General features: G+C 66.5%; 13 protein-coding genes. 6 read left to right on the top strand and 7 right to left on the bottom strand.

The window, feature by feature from the left end; all coding sequences use genetic code 11:
- Positions 1 to 119: 119 nt before the first annotated feature.
- The 4 genes from tssC to JHD80_RS06275 form a co-directional block, all read right to left on the bottom strand.
- A complete protein-coding gene (tssC, locus tag JHD80_RS06290) occupies positions 120 to 1,625 on the bottom strand; it encodes a type VI secretion system contractile sheath large subunit (RefSeq protein WP_199085529.1) in 1,506 nt (501 codons plus the stop codon).
- A 143-nt stretch (positions 1,626 to 1,768) separates the two neighbouring features.
- Complete coding sequence (gene tssB / locus JHD80_RS06285) at positions 1,769 to 2,299, bottom strand: type VI secretion system contractile sheath small subunit (RefSeq protein ID WP_199085528.1); 531 nt, start codon at positions 2,297 to 2,299, stop codon at positions 1,769 to 1,771.
- 122 nt (positions 2,300 to 2,421) lie between these two features.
- Positions 2,422 to 3,891: a type VI secretion system protein TssA gene (locus tag JHD80_RS06280; RefSeq protein WP_199085527.1), complete on the bottom strand. Its 1,470-nt coding sequence runs from the start codon at positions 3,889 to 3,891 to the stop codon at positions 2,422 to 2,424.
- 70 nt (positions 3,892 to 3,961) lie between these two features.
- Positions 3,962 to 4,519, bottom strand: coding sequence for an OmpA family protein (locus JHD80_RS06275; RefSeq protein ID WP_199085526.1), 558 nt, complete (start codon positions 4,517 to 4,519; stop codon positions 3,962 to 3,964).
- Positions 4,520 to 4,637: 118 nt separating this feature from the next.
- Between JHD80_RS06275 and JHD80_RS06270 the strand changes: the two genes are divergently transcribed.
- From JHD80_RS06270 to tagH, 3 genes are read left to right on the top strand one after another with little or no spacing between them, the layout of a single operon-like run.
- Positions 4,638 to 6,497, top strand: coding sequence for a type VI secretion system Vgr family protein (locus JHD80_RS06270; protein WP_199085525.1), 1,860 nt, complete (start codon positions 4,638 to 4,640; stop codon positions 6,495 to 6,497).
- Positions 6,498 to 6,534: 37 nt separating this feature from the next.
- Entirely contained in the window at positions 6,535 to 7,083 is a 549-nt protein-coding gene (locus JHD80_RS06265) for a DUF6931 family protein (protein WP_199085524.1), read from the top strand.
- 33 nt (positions 7,084 to 7,116) lie between these two features.
- Positions 7,117 to 8,499 carry a type VI secretion system-associated FHA domain protein TagH gene (gene tagH, locus JHD80_RS06260; protein WP_199085523.1) on the top strand — a complete coding sequence of 461 codons (1,383 nt, stop codon included), beginning with the start codon at positions 7,117 to 7,119 and terminating at the stop codon, positions 8,497 to 8,499.
- A gap of 200 nt (positions 8,500 to 8,699) precedes the next feature.
- On the opposite strand, the gene JHD80_RS06255 is transcribed toward tagH, so the two are convergent.
- The 3 genes from JHD80_RS06255 to JHD80_RS06245 form a co-directional block, all read right to left on the bottom strand.
- Positions 8,700 to 9,053 (bottom strand): RidA family protein, encoded by a 354-nt coding sequence (locus JHD80_RS06255; RefSeq protein WP_199085522.1) that lies wholly within the window; start codon positions 9,051 to 9,053, stop codon positions 8,700 to 8,702.
- A gap of 59 nt (positions 9,054 to 9,112) precedes the next feature.
- Positions 9,113 to 9,895, bottom strand: coding sequence for a hypothetical protein (locus JHD80_RS06250; protein WP_199085521.1), 783 nt, complete (start codon positions 9,893 to 9,895; stop codon positions 9,113 to 9,115).
- 68 nt (positions 9,896 to 9,963) lie between these two features.
- A complete protein-coding gene (locus tag JHD80_RS06245; protein ID WP_199085520.1) occupies positions 9,964 to 10,464 on the bottom strand; it encodes a PAAR domain-containing protein in 501 nt (166 codons plus the stop codon).
- 178 nt (positions 10,465 to 10,642) lie between these two features.
- Between JHD80_RS06245 and tssK the strand changes: the two genes are divergently transcribed.
- The 3 genes from tssK to tssM all read left to right on the top strand — a co-directional run bounded on the left by tssK (position 10,643) and on the right by tssM (position 17,225).
- Positions 10,643 to 11,980: a type VI secretion system baseplate subunit TssK gene (tssK, locus tag JHD80_RS06240; protein WP_199085519.1), complete on the top strand. Its 1,338-nt coding sequence runs from the start codon at positions 10,643 to 10,645 to the stop codon at positions 11,978 to 11,980.
- Positions 11,977 to 13,428 (top strand): type VI secretion system protein TssL, long form, encoded by a 1,452-nt coding sequence (tssL, locus tag JHD80_RS06235; RefSeq protein ID WP_199085518.1) that lies wholly within the window; start codon positions 11,977 to 11,979, stop codon positions 13,426 to 13,428. Before tssK ends, tssL begins: the two co-directional genes overlap by 4 nt.
- Positions 13,429 to 13,592: 164 nt before the next feature.
- Positions 13,593 to 17,225: a type VI secretion system membrane subunit TssM gene (tssM, locus tag JHD80_RS06230; protein WP_199085517.1), complete on the top strand. Its 3,633-nt coding sequence runs from the start codon at positions 13,593 to 13,595 to the stop codon at positions 17,223 to 17,225.
- Positions 17,226 to 17,228 lie beyond the last annotated feature (3 nt).

Genomic DNA, 17,228 nt, shown 5'->3' with positions numbered 1-17,228 from the left:
TTGATGTGGGCGCGCGGATGCGGACCCGCTGTGGACGCACTTCTCCTGTCGCGCCGCCCTTGAGCGGCCGGCGCGCTGAAGATCCTCGTTCTTGCCGTCACCTGGTGATCAGGTGACGGTCACTGCTTGGGAGCTGGCAGTCGCGAGACCAGGCTCAGGCCGATATCCATGCCTTCGAGCTGGAAGTGCGGCCGCAGATAGAACTTGGCCGAGTAGTAGCCAGGGTTCTCCTCGTCCTCGAAAACGTCGATGCGCGCATCGGAGAGCGGGCGCCGCGCCTTCGTCTCTTCGCTGGAATTGACCGGATCGCCGTCGACATAATCGGTGATCCACTCCTGCAACCAGCGGCGCAGAGGCTCCTTTTCCTTGTAGGAGCCGATCTTGTCGCGGACCATGCACTTCAGGTAGTGCGCGAAACGCGAGACCGCGAACATGTAGGGCAGCCGCGACGACAGGTTGTCGGATGCGGTGGCCGCCACACCGTCCGGCCCCGAGAAGGCCTTGGGCTTGTAGAGCGACTGGGCACCGATGAAGGCGGCCTTGTCGGTGTTCTTGCGATGGATCAGCGGGATCAGGCCGGACTTGGCCAGCTCCGCCTCGCGCCGGTCGCTGATCGCGATCTCGGTCGGGCATTTCAGGTCGACGCCGCCGTCATCCGTCGGGAAGGTATGGGTCGGCAGGTTGAGCACCTCGCCGCCCGACTGGACGCCGCGGATGCGCGTGCACCAGCCATATTCCTTGAAGGCGCGGTTGATGTTGACCGCCATCGCATAGGCGGCGTTCATCCAGGCGTATTTGTCGCCCTTGTGGCCGTCGGTATCCTCCTCGAAGGCGAACTCCTCGACCGGTTCGGACTTGGCGCCATAGGGGACCCGGGCAAGCACGCGCGGCAGGCACAGGCCGACATAGCGGGAGTCGGCCGCGTCGCGCAGGCCCTTCCAGGCCGCATAATCCGGCGTATCGAAGACCTTGCCGAGATCGCGCGGGTTCGACAGCTCAGTCCAGGCATCCATGCCCATCAGGGTCGGATCGGCGCCGGCGAAGAAGGGCGCATGCGCCGCCGCCGCCACCTTCGACAGGTCGCGCAGCAGCTGCACGTCGGTCGGGACATGGCTGAAATGGTAGTCGCCGACCAGGCAGCCGAAGGGCTGGCCGCCGAGCTGCCCGAATTCCTGCTCGTAGACCTGCTTGAACAGCGGGCTCTGGTCCCAGCGCGCGCCGGGATAGGTCTTGAGGTTGCGATAGAGCTCGTTCTTCGAGACGTTCATCACCTTGATCTTCAACTGCGCATCCGTCTCCGAATTGAAGACTAGGTAGTTGAGACCGCGCCAGGCGCTTTCGATCTTCTGGTATTCGGGTGCGTGCAGCACCTCGTTCATCTGCTCGGTCAGCTTGGCGTCGAGCCTTGCGATCATCTCTTCGATCGTGTCGATGACGTCGCCCTTGATCAGGGTCTGGTCCGCCAGCGCCTGGTTGACCAGGGTCGCGACCGCGTTCTCGACCTCGGTCGCCGCGCGTTCCGTCTTGGGCTTGAAACTCTGCTTCAGGATCGCCGAGAAATCGTCGATCTCACGCGTCTCGACTGCTGCCCCGCCGGGCTGTTGGGTTTGTGCTTCCGCTGCCATTGCCGCCTCGCTCGCTTAACCGATTGCAGGCCCTGCCCCGTCCATGCGGACGGGATCGTTTCAGATGATCCGGAGCACCGCTTCCGCGAAAGTCGGCTCCCGACCGCTCGCAGCGCGCTCCGGGGCGGGCCTGCGCCCTGCCCTCAGTTCGCCGTCTTGTCTTCCGAAGGCTCTGCCTTGCCGAGCCTGTCCTTCAGCGCCGACATCAGCTGGGGATCGGCCAGCAGCGCCTTGATCTGGTCGCTGGCAGCCATCTTGCCGTCCATGTAGCGCAGGAGATTGGCGAGTTGCTCGCGCGCCTCCAGCAGCTTCGCCGTCGCCGGAATCTGGCGGGCGATCGCGGCCGGGTTGAAGTCCTCGAATTTCGAGAATTTCAGCGCCACCGAGAGCTTCTCGCTGCTGTCCTCGCCCAGCTTGTTGGGCACGTTGAAGGACACGGCCGGCTCGATCGCGGCCATGCGCTGATCGAAATTGTCCATGTCGAAATCGAGGAACTTGCGCTGCGAGATATCGGGCTTGTCGACAGCCGAGGCATTGCCGGAGAGATCGGCCATCACGCCCATGACGAAGGGCAGCTCGATCTTCTGCTCCGCGTTGTACGGATCCTCATAGGTGATGTGGACCCGAGGCGGCCTGTTGCGGCGGATGAACTTCTGTCCAGAATCTCCGGCCATGTGACGTGCCCCTCTGCATTCGTGCCACGCCGACGTAACGTGACATCCTATTCGGTTTCACCCGTCATCGATATAGTCTCGCGACCGCGACGGAAGGTTCAAGGCAATGACGAAAAACTTCCCTAGCTGTCGGCCTCCGGCAACGGTGCGACATCTGGCAGGATGTTGCCGAGAAGCGACATGAAATCATGCTGCGCCAGAGCACAGGCCTTGTCCATCAGAAGCGGAGTCGGGTGCGACGGCTCGACCTGGCGGTAGAAGGCGGCGACCGCTCTCATGGCGCTGACCGCATCCGCGCGGCTGCCGATCACGATCGCGGAGGGCACGGCCACGACCGGCGCAGCAGCAGCCGCGACCACCTCCTCGGCAGCCGTCTCGCCATCGCTCTCATCGGACGTTTCTTCGCCCGTCTCGGCATCGCTGTTGTAGCCGCCCTCGGCTTCGCCCGAGCTGTCGCCATAGCCCTCGTCGGCCTCGCTCTCGGCCTGGTATTCGCTCTCCGCCTCGTAGCCGTCCGGCGCCGGCAGCCGCTCGAGCGGCAAACGGAACCGGCGCTGGTCGCCGATCTCGATCACCGCTTTGTCGACATGCTCGGGGAACATGATCTGGATGACCTCGATCAACGACTTTCCGATCAGCTGCTGCGCCTGCCCGATCAGCAGGACGGCCGGGCTCGAAGGCTCGGTTTTGCGAAAGTAGCCGAGGCAGGCAGAGAGCGTATCCTTCACATGGAGGATGCTCGACAGGCTGCCGGGAACGAAGCTGGCGGTGTTTGCTGCCGACCCCTGCGGACCGGTCGCCACGAGCTCCGGTCCCGCCGCCTGATGGCCCGGGACTCGCCGTGCGACCGCCGCGTCCAGGAAGGCGGCGATCTGGTCCAGCAGCGTCGCCAATCGCGGAAAGCCAAGGGGATGATCGACACCGACCTTCTCCAGCCAGATCGTCCGCAGGCGCGCGAGCGCGTCGCGCGCCGCATTGATCTGTCCGAGAACCGCGACGAGATCGTCGACTTCGACCTCCCCCAGCGCCGCCTGGATGGCGCTCGCATCGGGATGCTGCTCGCCTTCGACCAGCTTGGTCTCGCCGGTCGCGACGAGCTGGCTGCGGAACATGAACGGCCCGATCCGCCGGCTGACGAAGAGCGGCGCGTGCTGCAGCGGCAGGACCACGGTGGCCAGTTCGTCGAGCCCCTGCAGGGCGACCTCGCGCATCACGAAATCGCCGTCCAGCGCCCGCGGATGCACCTCCTCCCAATAGGCGCCGAGGAGATCGGCCATGGTTGAGAGGCAAGCCGTGAAACCCGCCACGTCGCGGTTGAGGATCGTGAGCTTGGCGGCGAGCACGAACAGCCTGAAGTCGCGCGAGCGCTCCAGCAGCTTGCCGAGCTCGGCAAAGGCGGGGGGGAACTCGATGCTGGTCCGGTCGAAGGCGACCTGCCGCCCGTCGTCGTCGCGGCGGAAATACGACGCCGGCAACGCGACCTCGAGCCGCGCCGTGGCGTTCATGAAATCGAGATCGTCTTCGAGATCCGGCCCGCAGGGCTCGTCAGCCGAGACCGGCTTCGTCAGTTCGGCGAAATTCAGGCCCGCCATCGCTTCCCCCGCTTGCAGAAGCGGCGGTCCGGCCACGGCCGGGGTCGCCGCGGCCGTTTCTTGTCAGGCATCACTCGGTGCGCAGGCGGGTCTCCACCCGGCGGTTGTCGCCGGAGAGCGGATCGGCCGCGATCGGCTTGCTCTGGCCGTAGCCCTTGGCGACCAGGTTGGAAGCCTTGACGCCGTGCCCGCCGAGATAGCGGACCACGGCCTGCGCGCGGCGCTGCGACAGGTTGAGGTTGTAGGAGGCGCTGCCGGCGGCGTCGGTATGCCCCTCGACCATGAAGGTCTGCTTCGAGAGCTGCGGGGTCTTCAGCGCCTTGGCGAACTCGTCGAGATTGAGCTTGGCCTCGGGCTCCAGCTCGTCGGAATTGTACTTGAACTTCACGACGAGATCGAAGGCGCTGACCGGCTTGGCCGGCTCGACCACCTGCCCGGCCCTGGCGCATTCGGCTTCCGTGCCGACGCACAGGCCCCGCGTGACGCCGGCCTTGGGCACGACCGCCGGCTCGAAATGCTTGACGATGTCGTCGGCCTTGTAGGTCTGCGCGCGCGCCGCGTTCGCCATGGAGAGAACCAAGGCGCCGCTCAGAGCGACAAAGGCAGTGAAGCCGGGCTGCTTGCGCATGGGAACACTCCCGCTGGAATTCGCCGTCTGGCAGTTGATGACTTAGGGATGGAAGGATGACTCCAGAAATCACCTACGTCAAGATAAAAATAGAGGCCCGAATCGAAAGGTTCAGTTGATGCCATCCGCTCTTGGGCAAACTCAAAGAATTGCATCTTTCTCGACGCCAACGGGGAAAGACGAATTTACACTTATCAAGTTCGAAGCCAACGAAGCTTTGAGCGAATTATTTACTTATAACGTCGAGGCAGTCAGCAAAACTGAGAACGCTGATCTGCAGAGCATCATGAGCGAGAAATGCTCGATCAAGTTCACTCTCAAGAACAAGAGCGAGCGCGTCCTGAACGGCACGCTGGTCGACGCGCAGTGGCTGGGCCAGCAGGACGATCTCTTCATCTACCGCTTCACGCTGAAGCCCTGGCTCTGGCTGCTCTCGCAGCGGGCCGACTGCCGGATCTTCAAGAACAAGACGGCGGTCGAGATCATCAAGAAGATCTTCGAGAAGGAGGGCTCGGCGAGCGTCGACGACCGCACCAGCGAGACGCTCCAGCCGATCGACTACTGCGTCCAGTATCGCGAGACCGATCTCGACTTCGTGCTCCGGCTGATGGAGCAATACGGCATCTACTACTATTTCAAGCACAGCGACGGCGACCACAAGCTGGTGCTCTGCGATTCCCGTTCCGCCCATGACCAAGTCACGGCCGCGGCCGAGCCGAGCTTCCAGGGCGATTCATCCGCCTACGCCTTCGTCCGCCAGGGCAACCGTCTCGCGCGCAGCGCCGTCGAGCACCTGACGCACTGGTCGACGATCCGGCGCCTGCGCACCGGCAAGTTCGAGCTCAAGGACTATGATTTCGAGAAGTCCGAGTCCGATCTCACCGCCCGCGCCGAGGAAGGCTTCCCCAAGGCGAAATCCTACGAGGCCTATGACTACCCGGCCGCCTATACCAAGCGCGACCAGGGCGAGCATTTCGCCCGCGTGATGGCGCAGGCCGAGCAGGCGCAGGACGACCGCCGCTATGCCGGCGGCGATGCCGCGAGCCTCTATCCGGGCGCGCTGATGAAGCTCTCCGAGCACCCGACCGGCGCCGAGAACGGGGAGTACATCGTCGTCCGCGCGACCCATGCCTTCGGCATCCAGAGCTATCGCTCCTCGGGGCGCCGGGACGAGGCGCTCTATCACGGCTCCTACGAGCTCCAGAAAAGCGACAGGCGCTTCCGCGCGCCGATCGTCACGCCCCGCCCCACCGTCTACGGGCCGCACACCGCCAAGGTCGTCGGCGAGAAGAACAAGGGCGAGGAAGGCGATATCGACGTCGACGAATACGGCCGCATCTGGCTGCGCTTCCACTGGGACCGCGAGGACGGCTCGACCTCCTGCCGCACCCGCGTCGCGCAGATGTGGGCCGGCAAGGGCTGGGGCGGGCAGGTCATCCCCCGCATCGGCCAGGAGGTGATCGTCGAATATATCGAGGGCAATCCGGACCTGCCGCTCGTCGTCGGCGCCGTCGTCAACGACCAGCACAAGCCGCCCTACGACTTGCCGGCGAACAAGACCCAGTCGGGCCTCAAGTCGGAATCGACCGACGGCGCCGGCATCACCGACACCTATAACGAGATCAAGTTCGAGGACCGCAAGGACCACGAGGTGCTGGAGATCAGGACCGAGAAGGACCACAAGATCACGGTCAACAACATCGAGACCCGCGAGATCGGCGAACGCTACCAGGACGGCGGCTATTCACGCGAGACCACGCTGAAGAAGGGCGACGACAAGCTCGACATCCAGAACGGCAAGCTCGATGTCGAAGCGCTCCGCGAGATCAATCTCAAGGTCGGCGAGAGCACGATCAAGATGACGCCCGGCAGCATCGAGATCAAATCGCCGACCATCACGATCCACAGCCAGGCCAAGACCGAGGTGAGAAGCGACGGCATGCTCGTCATCAACGCCCCGATGGTGAACATCAACTGAGCCGGATAGCATCAGCGACAGAACGGCCGGAGCCTCCATGTCACGCCTGCGCTTCAGCACCGCCCGCGAAGTGTTCGAGACCTATCCCGCGGCCCGCCAGGCCGTGACGATGGCGCCGACCACCGAGCCGCCGCTGGCCTTCCTCGGCCGCCTCATCCGCGGGCCCGCGCCGACGGAGGCGGCGAGCTTCTGCGCCTTCCTGCTGCCCCGGCGCGAGACGGTGTGGTGGGCGCTCCAGGCGGTGCGCTCGATGCAGCCCCCCGGCACACAGGACCCCGGCCTCGCCGCAGCGGAAGCCTGGGTGCGCGAGCCCGGCGACCGCACCCGCTTCGAGGCCTTGCGGCAGGCGCAGGCCGGCGACAGCGCGCGGCCGGGCACCTTCGTCGCCTGGGCGGCCGGCTATTCCGGCGGCAGCATGTCGGAAGCCCACCCCATTCCCACGCCGCCGGACCTGACGGCCAAGATGGCCCGCATCGCGGTGCTCAACGCGATCAACCGCCTGCCGGCCCGCGAGCGCGAGGCTGCGTTGCGTGGCTGTATCGAAGCATGCATTCGTTTGGCTGAAGATGATGCCGGCAAGCGCTGATTTTTCCGCCCAGGCCGTAACGGGACGTCCGCGATGGCGCTGACACTGACGATCGAGAACCAGACCTCCCTGCCCGATGGCGGCCCGCTCAGCGTGACGACCAGCGGCGGGCGCGGCCTCGATATCGGCCGCGACCAGCATCTCGACTGGGCGCTGCCCGATCCCTCGCGCGCCGTCTCCGGCCGGCATTGCGAAATCCGCTTCCGCGACGGCGCCTGGTGGCTGCGCGACATCTCGACCAACGGCACCTTCGTCAATGGCGGGGAGCATCGCGTCCAGTCGCCCTACCGGCTCCAGAACGGCGACCGGCTGGAGATCGGCCACTACATCGTCGCCGTCGCCATCGACGACGAGGCCGGGCAGGCCCCCGGCGCGCCCCCTGCCCCGCCGCCCTATGCGGCCCAGCCGGAAGCGCTTTGGGCATCGAGCGAGGAAGCTGCGCCGCCGATCCCGCGCCGCGACCTGATGCCGCCGAACCACGCCAAGCCCGTCCATGCCGGCTTCATCGACTGGGCGGCCGATATCCCCACCCCAAGCGCCGAACCGCCCCCGGCACGGGGCTGGTCGCCCTCCGCCGCGCGGAGCGACGAGTTCGCCTGGGCGCCGCTGCAGCCGCAACCCCTTCCGCCCGAGGAACCGGTCGCGCCGATCCCGACGCCGCGTCGTCCGCCGGCGAGCAGCCCGGCCGGGGCCAATCCCTGGGACGAGCCCGCCGAGGATGCGATACCGCCCGAGCCGGCCGCAGAACCCGCTCCCGCGCCCATGCCGACCTACGCGCCGCCGCCCTTCACGGCCGAGCCCGCCACGCCGCAAGCCGGCTCACCTGCGCCGATCTCGATGGGCGAATTCATGCAGCGTTTCGCCAAGGGTGCCGGCGTCTCGCCGCAGGCATTGGCGACGCAGGACCCCGGCGCCTTCGCCGAGCAGCTCGGCGGCCTGATGCGGCTCATCGCGGAGGAATTGAAAGGCCTGCTCGCCGCCCGCGCCGAAACCAAGCGAATCGCTCGCAGCACCAGCCAGACGATGATCCAGGCGCAGGACAACAACCCGCTGAAATTCTCGCCGACGGTCGACGACGCCCTGCAACTGATCTTCGGGCAACCGCGCAGCGGCTATCTCGACGCCAAGCGCGCCTTCGATGAGAGTTTTCGCGATCTCAAGGCCCACCAGATCAAGACCTATTCGGCGATGCAGCACGCGCTCAAGATGCTGGTCGAGGATCTCGATCCGCAGGCCATCAGCGAGGCGACCGCACAGGATGTCGGTGGGCTCGGCGGGCTGATCGGCTCGCGCAAGGCGAAGATGTGGGAGGCCTATGTCGCCCGCTGGGACGCCAAGACCGCGCCTTACGAGAACGGCCTCGTCGACGCCTTCATGATCTATTTCGCCGAGTGCTACGACCGCGGCGGGAAGTGACGCCGCCGTCATGCTCGGGTTTGACCGGGGTGTCTCCGGAACACCGTCATTCCGGGGCAGGCCAAAGGCCTGAGCCCGGAACCTAGAACCGATGCCGCTGATCGCAGGGGCGGTGTCCTGTAATATTGACGACAAAGCTCATCGGTTCTGGATTCCGGGCCTATTGCTTTGCAATGTCCCGGAATGACGAGGGATATCCTTCAGCCCTTCGCAGCCACCGCCGTGATCTCGATGGCGTAGCCGGGTGAGGCCAGCTTCGCTTCCACCGTCGCACGGGCCGGGGAATGGCCCTTCGCGACCCACTTGTCCCAGACCGCGTTCATCTCGCCGATCTTGCCGATATCGGTCAGGAAGATCTGGACGGAGAGGATGCGCTCCTTGCTGCTGCCGGCCTGGGCCAGCGTATCCTCCAGCAACGCCAGCACCTCCTGCGTCTGCTCGGTCAGCGAGGCGCCCTCGGTCTTCTCGGCGACATGGCCGGCCAGGAAGACGATGCCGTTGAAGATGGCGGCGTCGCAGTAGCGGGCGGCCAGTCCGATGCGTTCGATGGTCATGGGCTTCAAGTCCTGTCGCGGGAGGGAAAGCGCCCGCTTGGCCCGCCCACCCGGCTTGGTCAAGCCGGCGGCAGCGACAGGATCTCGCGGATCGCCTGCAATTTGAGCTGGCGCGGCATGTCGTCCATCGCGACCTTGTAGTAGCCGAGGATGCTGAGCTGCTCGTAGGTCGCCCAGATCGAGTCGTCCTCGAAGGCGGCCATCCGCTCCTCGAAATTCAGGATCATGCCGTATTCCATGCCGACGCCGCGCTCGATCGGCGGCGGGGTCGGCTTGCTGCGCTTCTGGGCCTCGGCCGCCGCGAAGGCCGCGAGCGCGCCAGGTATCCAGACCTGCTGATAGGCTGCGGCGATATCGGCGGGAGCCTCGCCCTTGCCCGTCAAAACCCGCCGGCAGGCATCGGCGAAGGCCTCGGTCAATCCGTTAGCCTCGGCCGCGGAATCGGCCTTGTTGTAGTCGGCGCGCAGCGGTTCGACATAGGCGAAGAGATTTTCGAGCTGCTGCGCCGCCGGTCCCGCGAGGAACAGCCAGGGAAAGGCGCCGTCGATCGAGAGCTGCCCCGGCAGCAGATGCGCCGCCTGCTCGCCGTCGTCGGCGCTGAAGAACTGGCGCACTGCCGCCGTGCAACTCACATGCGGCATCGGCAGCATCGGGCGCTGGCGCCGGGCTGGGTCACGGATCAGCGCCATGAAGCAGAGCGTCTCGGCGACGCGCCCGTTGCGGGCGAGCCCATGGTTGATCGCCCGCTGATGATCGGACGAAAAGCGCTGCACCATTTTGTGGCGGAAGCGCTCCTGCTTCGCCTCGGCCCGGTCCGGGACCGTCCGCCTGCTCTTCGCCATCGCACCTCGCCAGCGAGAAAACGATTCCGCCTCAACGGCTTCCGCCGCTGTCTTGAATCAATCTGCGATCAGCCGCCGATGATCACGGTCGGCAACCCCATGATGATCTTGTTGGGTGGCCCCAGCGCCTCGAGGATCGTGTCGCCCACCCGGCAGGCCGGCAGGTTGTTGATCAGCACGGTCTGCGAGCCGTCGATTACCACGCCCGGCCCGTGCGGCTGCGGCGGCATCAGCGTCAGGCAGTTATGGATGTCCGCCCCCCCCGCTCCGCCGGTGATCGCCGCGCTCATGGCGGAAAGCGCCGCCGTCTTCGCCGCCTCTTCCGCCGCCTTGGCGGCGGGCGCGCCGGGCGTTCCGGCAGCCGCCAATGTCGCAGCCTGCGCCGCCTGAAGGGTCGTGTCGGACGTGGCTTTGGCCGACTGGAGCGCGGCGGCGGCTGCGGCTGGCACACCGCGCCAGGCCGGCATGCCGCCGATGATCACGTTCAGGCTGCCCGGCCCGGGCTGAAGCATGCCCGGGAGCGGGTGCAGCACCGGATCCATCACGCGTGCGGCCGGTCCCTTGGGCATGCGGGCCTCCCCTGCTCGAACGGATTCGCTCTTCCGAGGACTGCCGCGAAAATCGCTCCCCCGCATCCTTCAAGTCAATGATGGCGGCTGTCGCACGGCGCGCTAGCATTCGTTTGGTGACGCTTGGGCAAGGCCCGTATAAGCTCAGCCCGCCTGCCTTCGAGTGAGCGAGACCGGAATGTCGTGGTACAGCAAGGTCGTCTGGTCGGAAGGACTGTTTCTCAGGCCGCATCACTTCCAGCAGAGCGATCGCTATCTCGAAAACCTGCTGGAAAGCCGCGTCAGGAACGTCACGCCCTATCCATGGGGCTTCTCGGTGCTGGAGATCGACCGCGACCTCGCCCAACAGAGCCGCATCGGCCTGCGCCGCGCCGTCGGCGTGATGCCGGACGGCACGCCCTTCGCGCTGCCCGACAACAGCCCGCTCCCGGCCGCGATCGAGGTCCCGGAGAACGCCGCCGGGCAGATCGTCTGGCTTTCGCTGCCGCTCGCCGCCGCCAATACGCGCGAGGTCGAGGACACGCTGAACGGCTCAGCCAGCCGCTATGTCCCCGCCAACGAGATGCTGATCGATTCCACCGCCTCGCTGCGCACGGAAGAAGAGATCGACGTCGCCCATCCGCGCCTGACACTGGAGCTGCGCAAGACCTCCAAGGCCGGCTATGTCGGCTTGGCGCTGGGCCGCATCCTCGAAGTGCGCGATCGCGCCATCCTGTTCGACGAGAAATTCGCCCCGCCGGTGCTGGTCTGCTCGGCCTATCCGGTGATCGAGGGCTGGCTCGACCGCGTCATCGGCTGGATCGACAACAAGCTGGAAGAGCTCGCCCGCTACGCCGCCGATCCAACGGCCGGCGGCGGCCTGCAGAGCGCCGACTATTTCGTGCTCCAGCTTCTCAACCGCAGCATCCCCGTGCTCAAGCACATGCGCCGCTCGCGCTTCGTCCATCCCGAGCGGCTGTTCTCGGCCTTCCTGGCGCTCGCCGGCGAACTTGCCACCTTCACCACCGCCGAGCGCCGCACCCGCGACTACCCGGCCTATGATCACGACGACCTGGAGAACTGCTTCGCCCCGGTCGTCCGCGACATCCAGGACTTCCTCTCGGCCAATCTCGGCCGCCGGGCGATCCGGCTGGAGATCGTCGAGCGGGCGCAGAACGCCTTCATGTCGACGATCCGCGACCGCAGCCTCGTGCGCAACGCGACACTGGTGCTGGAAGTCGCCGCACGCCGCCCGCTGACCGAGATCCAGGCGCAGTTCCCGCAGCTCTTCAAGGTCGGCCCCAACACCAAGATGAACGAGATCGTCCATACCCATCTGCCGGGCATCAATCTCGTCCATCTGCCGACGCCGCCGCCGCAGATCCGCGCGCTGACGGATCATGTCTATTTCTATCTCGACCGCACCTCGCCGCTCTGGCCCGAGTTCAGCACGGCGAGTTCGATCGGCATGCATTTTTCCGGTGACTGGCCTGATCTCGAACTCGAGCTCTGGGCCGTTCTGGAGGGCAGGCGATGAGCGATCCGGGTTCGCCCTCAGATCCGTTCGGGCGCTCCGAGCGCACGATCATCAGGCCGAACCCTGGCGGGCGCCGCGCGCCCCTGCCGCCCGCTCCCGCTACCCCGGCACCGGCCGCGCCGCAGGCCCCACAGCCTTATCAGCCACCGCAAGTGCCCTCGCCCGGCGTGCCCGGCACTGGCGACGAGTGGATGTCGAACCCGGCGCCGATCCCGCAACGCCAGCAGCAGGCCCCGCCGCCTTCGGGCGGCGGCGGCCAGGCCCTGCCGCGCCGCGACCAGCTCCTGACGCCGAACGCCAACCCGCTGCTGCGCGCCGCGGGTCCGCTCCTGCTCCTGCTCGGGCGGATGCGCGCCAACCTCTCCAACGCGCCCTTCGCCCAGCTTCTCGGCCAGGTCGGCGAGTCCATCGAGGCCTTCGAGCATGAGGTCCGCGCTGCCGGCGTCTCGCACGAAACCGCGCAGACGGCGAAATACGTCATCGCGGCCAGCGCCGACGACATCGTCCAGAATATCCCCGGCGACGACCGCCATGTCTGGACGCAGTACAGCATGCTCTCGCGCTTCTTCGGCGAGCGCATCGGCGGCGTGCGCTTCTTTGAGATGCTCGACAAGGCCAAGGCCGATCCGTCGGTCAATTATGACCTGCTCGAACTGATGCATGCCTGCCTCGCGCTCGGCTTCCAGGGCATCCACCGGACGTCGGCGGGCGGCGCCAACAATCTCCAGATGATCCAGCGCAACCTGTTCGAAACGCTGCGCCGGGTGAAACAGCCCGACCCCGAATTGTCGCCACGCTGGCGCGGACAGGCGATCGCGCAGGCACTCGCCGGCTTCAAGGTCCCGGTCTGGTCGGTGGCGGCGATCGCGGCCATTGCTCTGCTCGGCGTCTATTTCGTCTTCCGCGCGCTGCTTGCCGGCAATGCCGAGGCGGCCTCGACCGCCCTGCTCTCGGTCCACCCCAAGGGCGAGATCGGCATCATGCGCAAGGTCTTCTCGGCCCCGCCGCCGCCTCCCCCGCCTCCGCCGCAGCCGCCCAAGGTCTGCGCGGCCGTGCAGCCGCCGATCGTCTGCCTGGTGACGCCCAATGTCGTCATCGTCCGCCTCGTCGGCATCACCCTGTTCGAGCCCGGCCAGGCCGCCGTGCGCGCCGAGTTCCAGCCATTGATCGAGCGCATCGCCGCCGTGCTGGAGCAGGAGGGCGGCGCGATCAAGGTCGTCGGCCATACCGACAACGTCCCGATCCGCACCGCCCGCTTCCCCTCCAATGTCGAGCTGTCGCAGGCGCGCGCCAAGGCGGTCGGCGACGGCCTGAAGGCCAAGCTCAGCAAGCCGGACCGGATCAGCTTCGAGGGCAAGGGCGCGGATACGCCGATCGCGCCGAACAACACCGCAGATGGGCGCGCTCAGAACAGGCGCGTCGAAATCCTGATCCAGCGTCAGGGCTGAACGATGTCGGGCTTTCGAACCACAACCGTCATTCCGGACAAGCTGCGCAGCAGCGCCGATCCGGAATCCATCGGAAGGCTCCGCGCTCTACGATGGATTCCGGGTCAAGCCCGGAATGACGGCGCGAGTTGCGTCGAGGCAGTGAAAAACAGGAGGGCGAAGCTATGAATCTCGCCACCTGGCTGCGCATCCTCGCGATCCTGATCGGCGCGCTTGCGCTCGCCGCGCTGATCTGGTTCGGCGGCCCCTTCGTCGCTTTCGGCGAGGTGCGACCGTTCGAGTCTTTCTGGGTCCGCTTAGCCCTTGCGGCCGTGCTCCTGCTCGGTGCATTCGCCTGGATCGCCCTCATCGTCATCCGCCGCCGCAAGGCGACGGCAGCCCTCACCGAGGCGTTGGAGAAGGAAGAGACCACCGGCGACGGCGCAGCGCTCTCCAGCGCGATGAAGGATGCGCTGGCGACCCTGAAGAGCGCGCGGGGCAAGGGCGGCGACTATCTCTACGATCTGCCCTGGTACGTGATCATCGGCCCACCGGGAGCCGGCAAGACTACCGCTCTGGTCAATTCCGGCCTGAAATTCCCACTGGCACGCGGCGCGACGCCAGCTGCCGTCGCCGGCTCCGGCGGCACGCGCTATTGCGACTGGTGGTTCGCCGAGGATGCGGTGCTGATCGATACCGCCGGCCGCTACACCACGCAGGACACCGACACCAAGGCCGAGAAATCGAGCTGGTTTGCCTTCCTCGACCTGCTCAAGACCAACCGTCCGCGCCAGCCGATCAACGGCGTGCTCGTCGCGATCAGCGTCGAGGACCTGCTGACCTCCTCGCCGGAGGAGATCGCCGCCCATGCCGACGCGATCCGCGCCCGCCTGCTTGAGCTGCACGAGCGCCTGAAGGTCGATTTCCCGGTCTATGCCGTCTTTACCAAGGCGGACCTGATCGCCGGCTTCAACGAGTTCTTCGGCCAGTTGACCGAGCCGCAGCGGCGCATGGTCTGGGGCCACACCTTCCAGACCGCCGACAAGACCCGCAACATGATCGGCGACGTGCCGCCGGAATATGACGCGCTGATCGAGCGCCTGAACGAGCGCCTGCCCGATCGTTTGCAGGACGAGCACAACCCGACCGCGCGCGCCCAGATCTTCGGCTTCCCCAGCCAGATGGCGACGCTGAAGCGTTCCATCGTCGATTTCCTCACCCGCGTCTTCGAGCCGACGCGCTACCACGCCAACGCGACGCTCCGCGGCTTCTACTTCACCTCGGGCACGCAGGAAGGCACCCCGATCGACCAGTTGATCGGCGCGCTCTCGCGCAATTTCGGCTCGGACCATGCCGGCGCGGCCTCCTTCTCCGGCAAGGGCAAGAGCTATTTCCTGACAGAGCTGATCCAGAAGGTCGTGATCGGTGAATCCGGCTGGGTCTCGACCGATCTCGGTGCCGCCCGCCGCACCACCGCGCTGCGCATCGCCGGCTTCGCGACGGTCACGCTGCTGTCGCTCGCCGCGCTCGGCCTGTGGTGGACGAGTTTTTCGCGCAACAGCGACCTGATCACCGCGACCAATTACGGGCTTTCCGACTATCGCAGCGCGGCCGCGCCCGTGCTGCAGGAGACCACGATCTCCGACCGCAATTTTAGCCGCGTGCTGCCCCTACTGCACAAGCTCCGGAACATGCCGGCGGGCTACGCCACGCAAGCCGAGCCAACGCCGACGCTGGCCACCTTCGGGCTCAGCCAGCGCGAGCGCCTCCAGAACGCGAGCGAGATCACTTACCAGCAGGGTCTGGAGCGGATGCTGCGGCCCCGCATCATCTTCCGCCTGGAGGAGCAGCTCGAGCAGCAGGCCAACAATCCCGGCTTCGTCTACGAGGCGCTCAAGGTCTACATGATGATCGGCGGCCAGGCGAAGCTCGACCGCGATCTTGTCACCTCCTGGATGCGACTGGACTGGGCCGAGAACCTCTTCCCAGGCCCGGCCAACGCCAAGGGCCGCGAGGCGCTGGAGGAGCACCTGACCGCCATGCTCGACCTCGACGAGGGCACGGGCGAGCCGATGGTGAAGCTCAACCAGTCGCTGATCGAGCAGAGCCAGCGTACGCTCCGCCGCCTCAGCATCGCCGAGCGCGCCTATGAATTGCTACGCACCCAGTCCCGCAGCGACAGCGCCAAGGACTGGGTCGTCTCGCAGCGCGGCGGCTCCGATGTCCGCCTGGTCTTCGAAGGCACCGGCGGCGAGGATCTCGATCAGGTCCGCGTGCCGTATTTCTACACCTATGACGGCTTCCAGAGCGCCTTCATCGGCCGGCTCGGCGATATCGGCGACCGCATCGAGAAAGAACGCTGGGTGCTGGGCGAAAACGTCGACCAGCAGGCGATCACCGCGCAATACGCGACGTTGTTCCAGGACCTGATGAAACTCTACAGCCGCGACTATGTCGCGACCTGGCAGAAGACGCTGCGGCGGCTGAAGCTCCGGCCGCTCAATGCCGATAAACCGCGCTATGTCGCGCTCAGCGCCATCTCGGCCGCGACATCGCCCTTCAAGCAGGTGCTGGAATCCCTGCGCGACGAGACGCAGCTCACCAAGGAGCGCCCCAACGCGAAGAAGGCCGTCGCGCAGACCGCCGCGAAGAACGCGGCGCAGACGCTGGACGAGCGCGCCAGCCAGGCGCTCGGCCGTCTCGGCGCCAACCTGCCGATGGCCTCGGCCGGCGTCGACCGCGTGCTCGCCGGCAGCAACGACGTCTCGCTCGGCGCCGATATCGAGGCGCAGTTCAAGCCCTACCACGTCCTCGTCGACGGCGATCTCGGCCGCCGGCCGGTCGACCAGCTCCTCCAGACCTTCTCGGAGATCAGCCAGAACCTCGCCATCGCCGCGACCAATCCGTCCCAGTCGGCGGCCGCGAATGCAGCGCTCGTGCCTCTGATCGCGACCTTGCGAGCCAATTCCTCGCGCTACCCCGCGCCCTTCGACGGCATGATCGTGCAAGCGGTCAACGATTTTGAGGGCGATGCCACTGGCGCCACCGTCGCCCTGCTGCGACAGGCCTTGGCGGAACAGGTCACCGGCGTCTGCAACGAGATCGTCACCAACCGCTACCCCTTCACCAAGGCGAGCGCCCGCGACGTGCCGCTCGCCGATTTCGCCAGGCTCTTCGCGCCCGGCCAGATCATGGACAAGTTCTACAAGGAGCGTTTGGAGCCCTTCGTCGATACCTCGAAGCCGCAATGGAGCTGGCGCGTCGACAGCCGCGTCGCGCGCGCTCTCTCGCCGACGACCTTGCGCGAATTCCAGCGCGCCAGCGAGATCAAAGAGGCCTTCTTCCCGACCGGCGGCAACCTGCCCTCCTTCCAGATGGTGGTGACGCCGACCGCACTCTCGGCCGATGCGTCCAACGCCAAGCTGGAGATCAACGGCTTCACCGTGACGAGCCAGCAGGGCGTCAATACGCCGGCCCCGGTAATGTGGCCGGGCGGCGGCGTCGGCAAGACGGCGGTGACGCTGACGCTCGGCGGCGGCAGCAGCAATTCCGGCGGCATGTTCAGCGGCGGCTTCTTCTCCTCGGGCTCACAGAGCGGCAGCGCTGCGCAGGGCGAGGCCAAGCTCTTCGAGAAGGACGGCACCTGGTCCTTCTTCCGTCTGCTCGATGCCGGCTCAGTGCTGAAACAGGGCGACAATGTCGGCTTCAACCTGAGTGCCGGCGGCCGGCAGGTCGGCTATTCCTTCGGCGTCGGCTCGCTCAAGAACCCCCTGATCCTGCCGGCGCTGCGGGAAATCCGCTGCCCATCCGGGATTTGAGCC

Origin of the sequence: Allobosea sp. ASV33 (assembly GCF_016428755.1) — a bacterium.
In the GTDB taxonomy this organism is placed as follows: Bacteria; Pseudomonadota; Alphaproteobacteria; order Rhizobiales; family Beijerinckiaceae; genus Allobosea.
The sequence above is the reverse complement of the archived record's forward strand: the minus strand, read 5'-3'. Positions and strand labels throughout refer to the sequence as shown.

Excerpts from the sequence above, each read along its gene's own strand:
- tssC (WP_199085529.1), bottom strand. The coding sequence starts at position 1,625 with ATGGCAGCGGAAGCACAAACCCAACAGCCCGGCGGGGCAGCAGTCGAG.
- tssB (WP_199085528.1), bottom strand. The coding sequence starts at position 2,299 with ATGGCCGGAGATTCTGGACAGAAGTTCATCCGCCGCAACAGGCCGCCT.
- JHD80_RS06280 (WP_199085527.1), bottom strand. The coding sequence starts at position 3,891 with ATGGCGGGCCTGAATTTCGCCGAACTGACGAAGCCGGTCTCGGCTGAC.
- JHD80_RS06275 (WP_199085526.1), bottom strand. The coding sequence starts at position 4,519 with ATGCGCAAGCAGCCCGGCTTCACTGCCTTTGTCGCTCTGAGCGGCGCC.
- JHD80_RS06270 (WP_199085525.1), top strand. The coding sequence starts at position 4,638 with ATGCCATCCGCTCTTGGGCAAACTCAAAGAATTGCATCTTTCTCGACG.
- JHD80_RS06265 (WP_199085524.1), top strand. The coding sequence starts at position 6,535 with ATGTCACGCCTGCGCTTCAGCACCGCCCGCGAAGTGTTCGAGACCTAT.
- tagH (WP_199085523.1), top strand. The coding sequence starts at position 7,117 with ATGGCGCTGACACTGACGATCGAGAACCAGACCTCCCTGCCCGATGGC.
- JHD80_RS06255 (WP_199085522.1), bottom strand. The coding sequence starts at position 9,053 with ATGACCATCGAACGCATCGGACTGGCCGCCCGCTACTGCGACGCCGCC.
- JHD80_RS06250 (WP_199085521.1), bottom strand. The coding sequence starts at position 9,895 with ATGGCGAAGAGCAGGCGGACGGTCCCGGACCGGGCCGAGGCGAAGCAG.
- JHD80_RS06245 (WP_199085520.1), bottom strand. The coding sequence starts at position 10,464 with ATGCCCAAGGGACCGGCCGCACGCGTGATGGATCCGGTGCTGCACCCG.
- tssK (WP_199085519.1), top strand. The coding sequence starts at position 10,643 with ATGTCGTGGTACAGCAAGGTCGTCTGGTCGGAAGGACTGTTTCTCAGG.
- tssL (WP_199085518.1), top strand. The coding sequence starts at position 11,977 with ATGAGCGATCCGGGTTCGCCCTCAGATCCGTTCGGGCGCTCCGAGCGC.
- tssM (WP_199085517.1), top strand. The coding sequence starts at position 13,593 with ATGAATCTCGCCACCTGGCTGCGCATCCTCGCGATCCTGATCGGCGCG.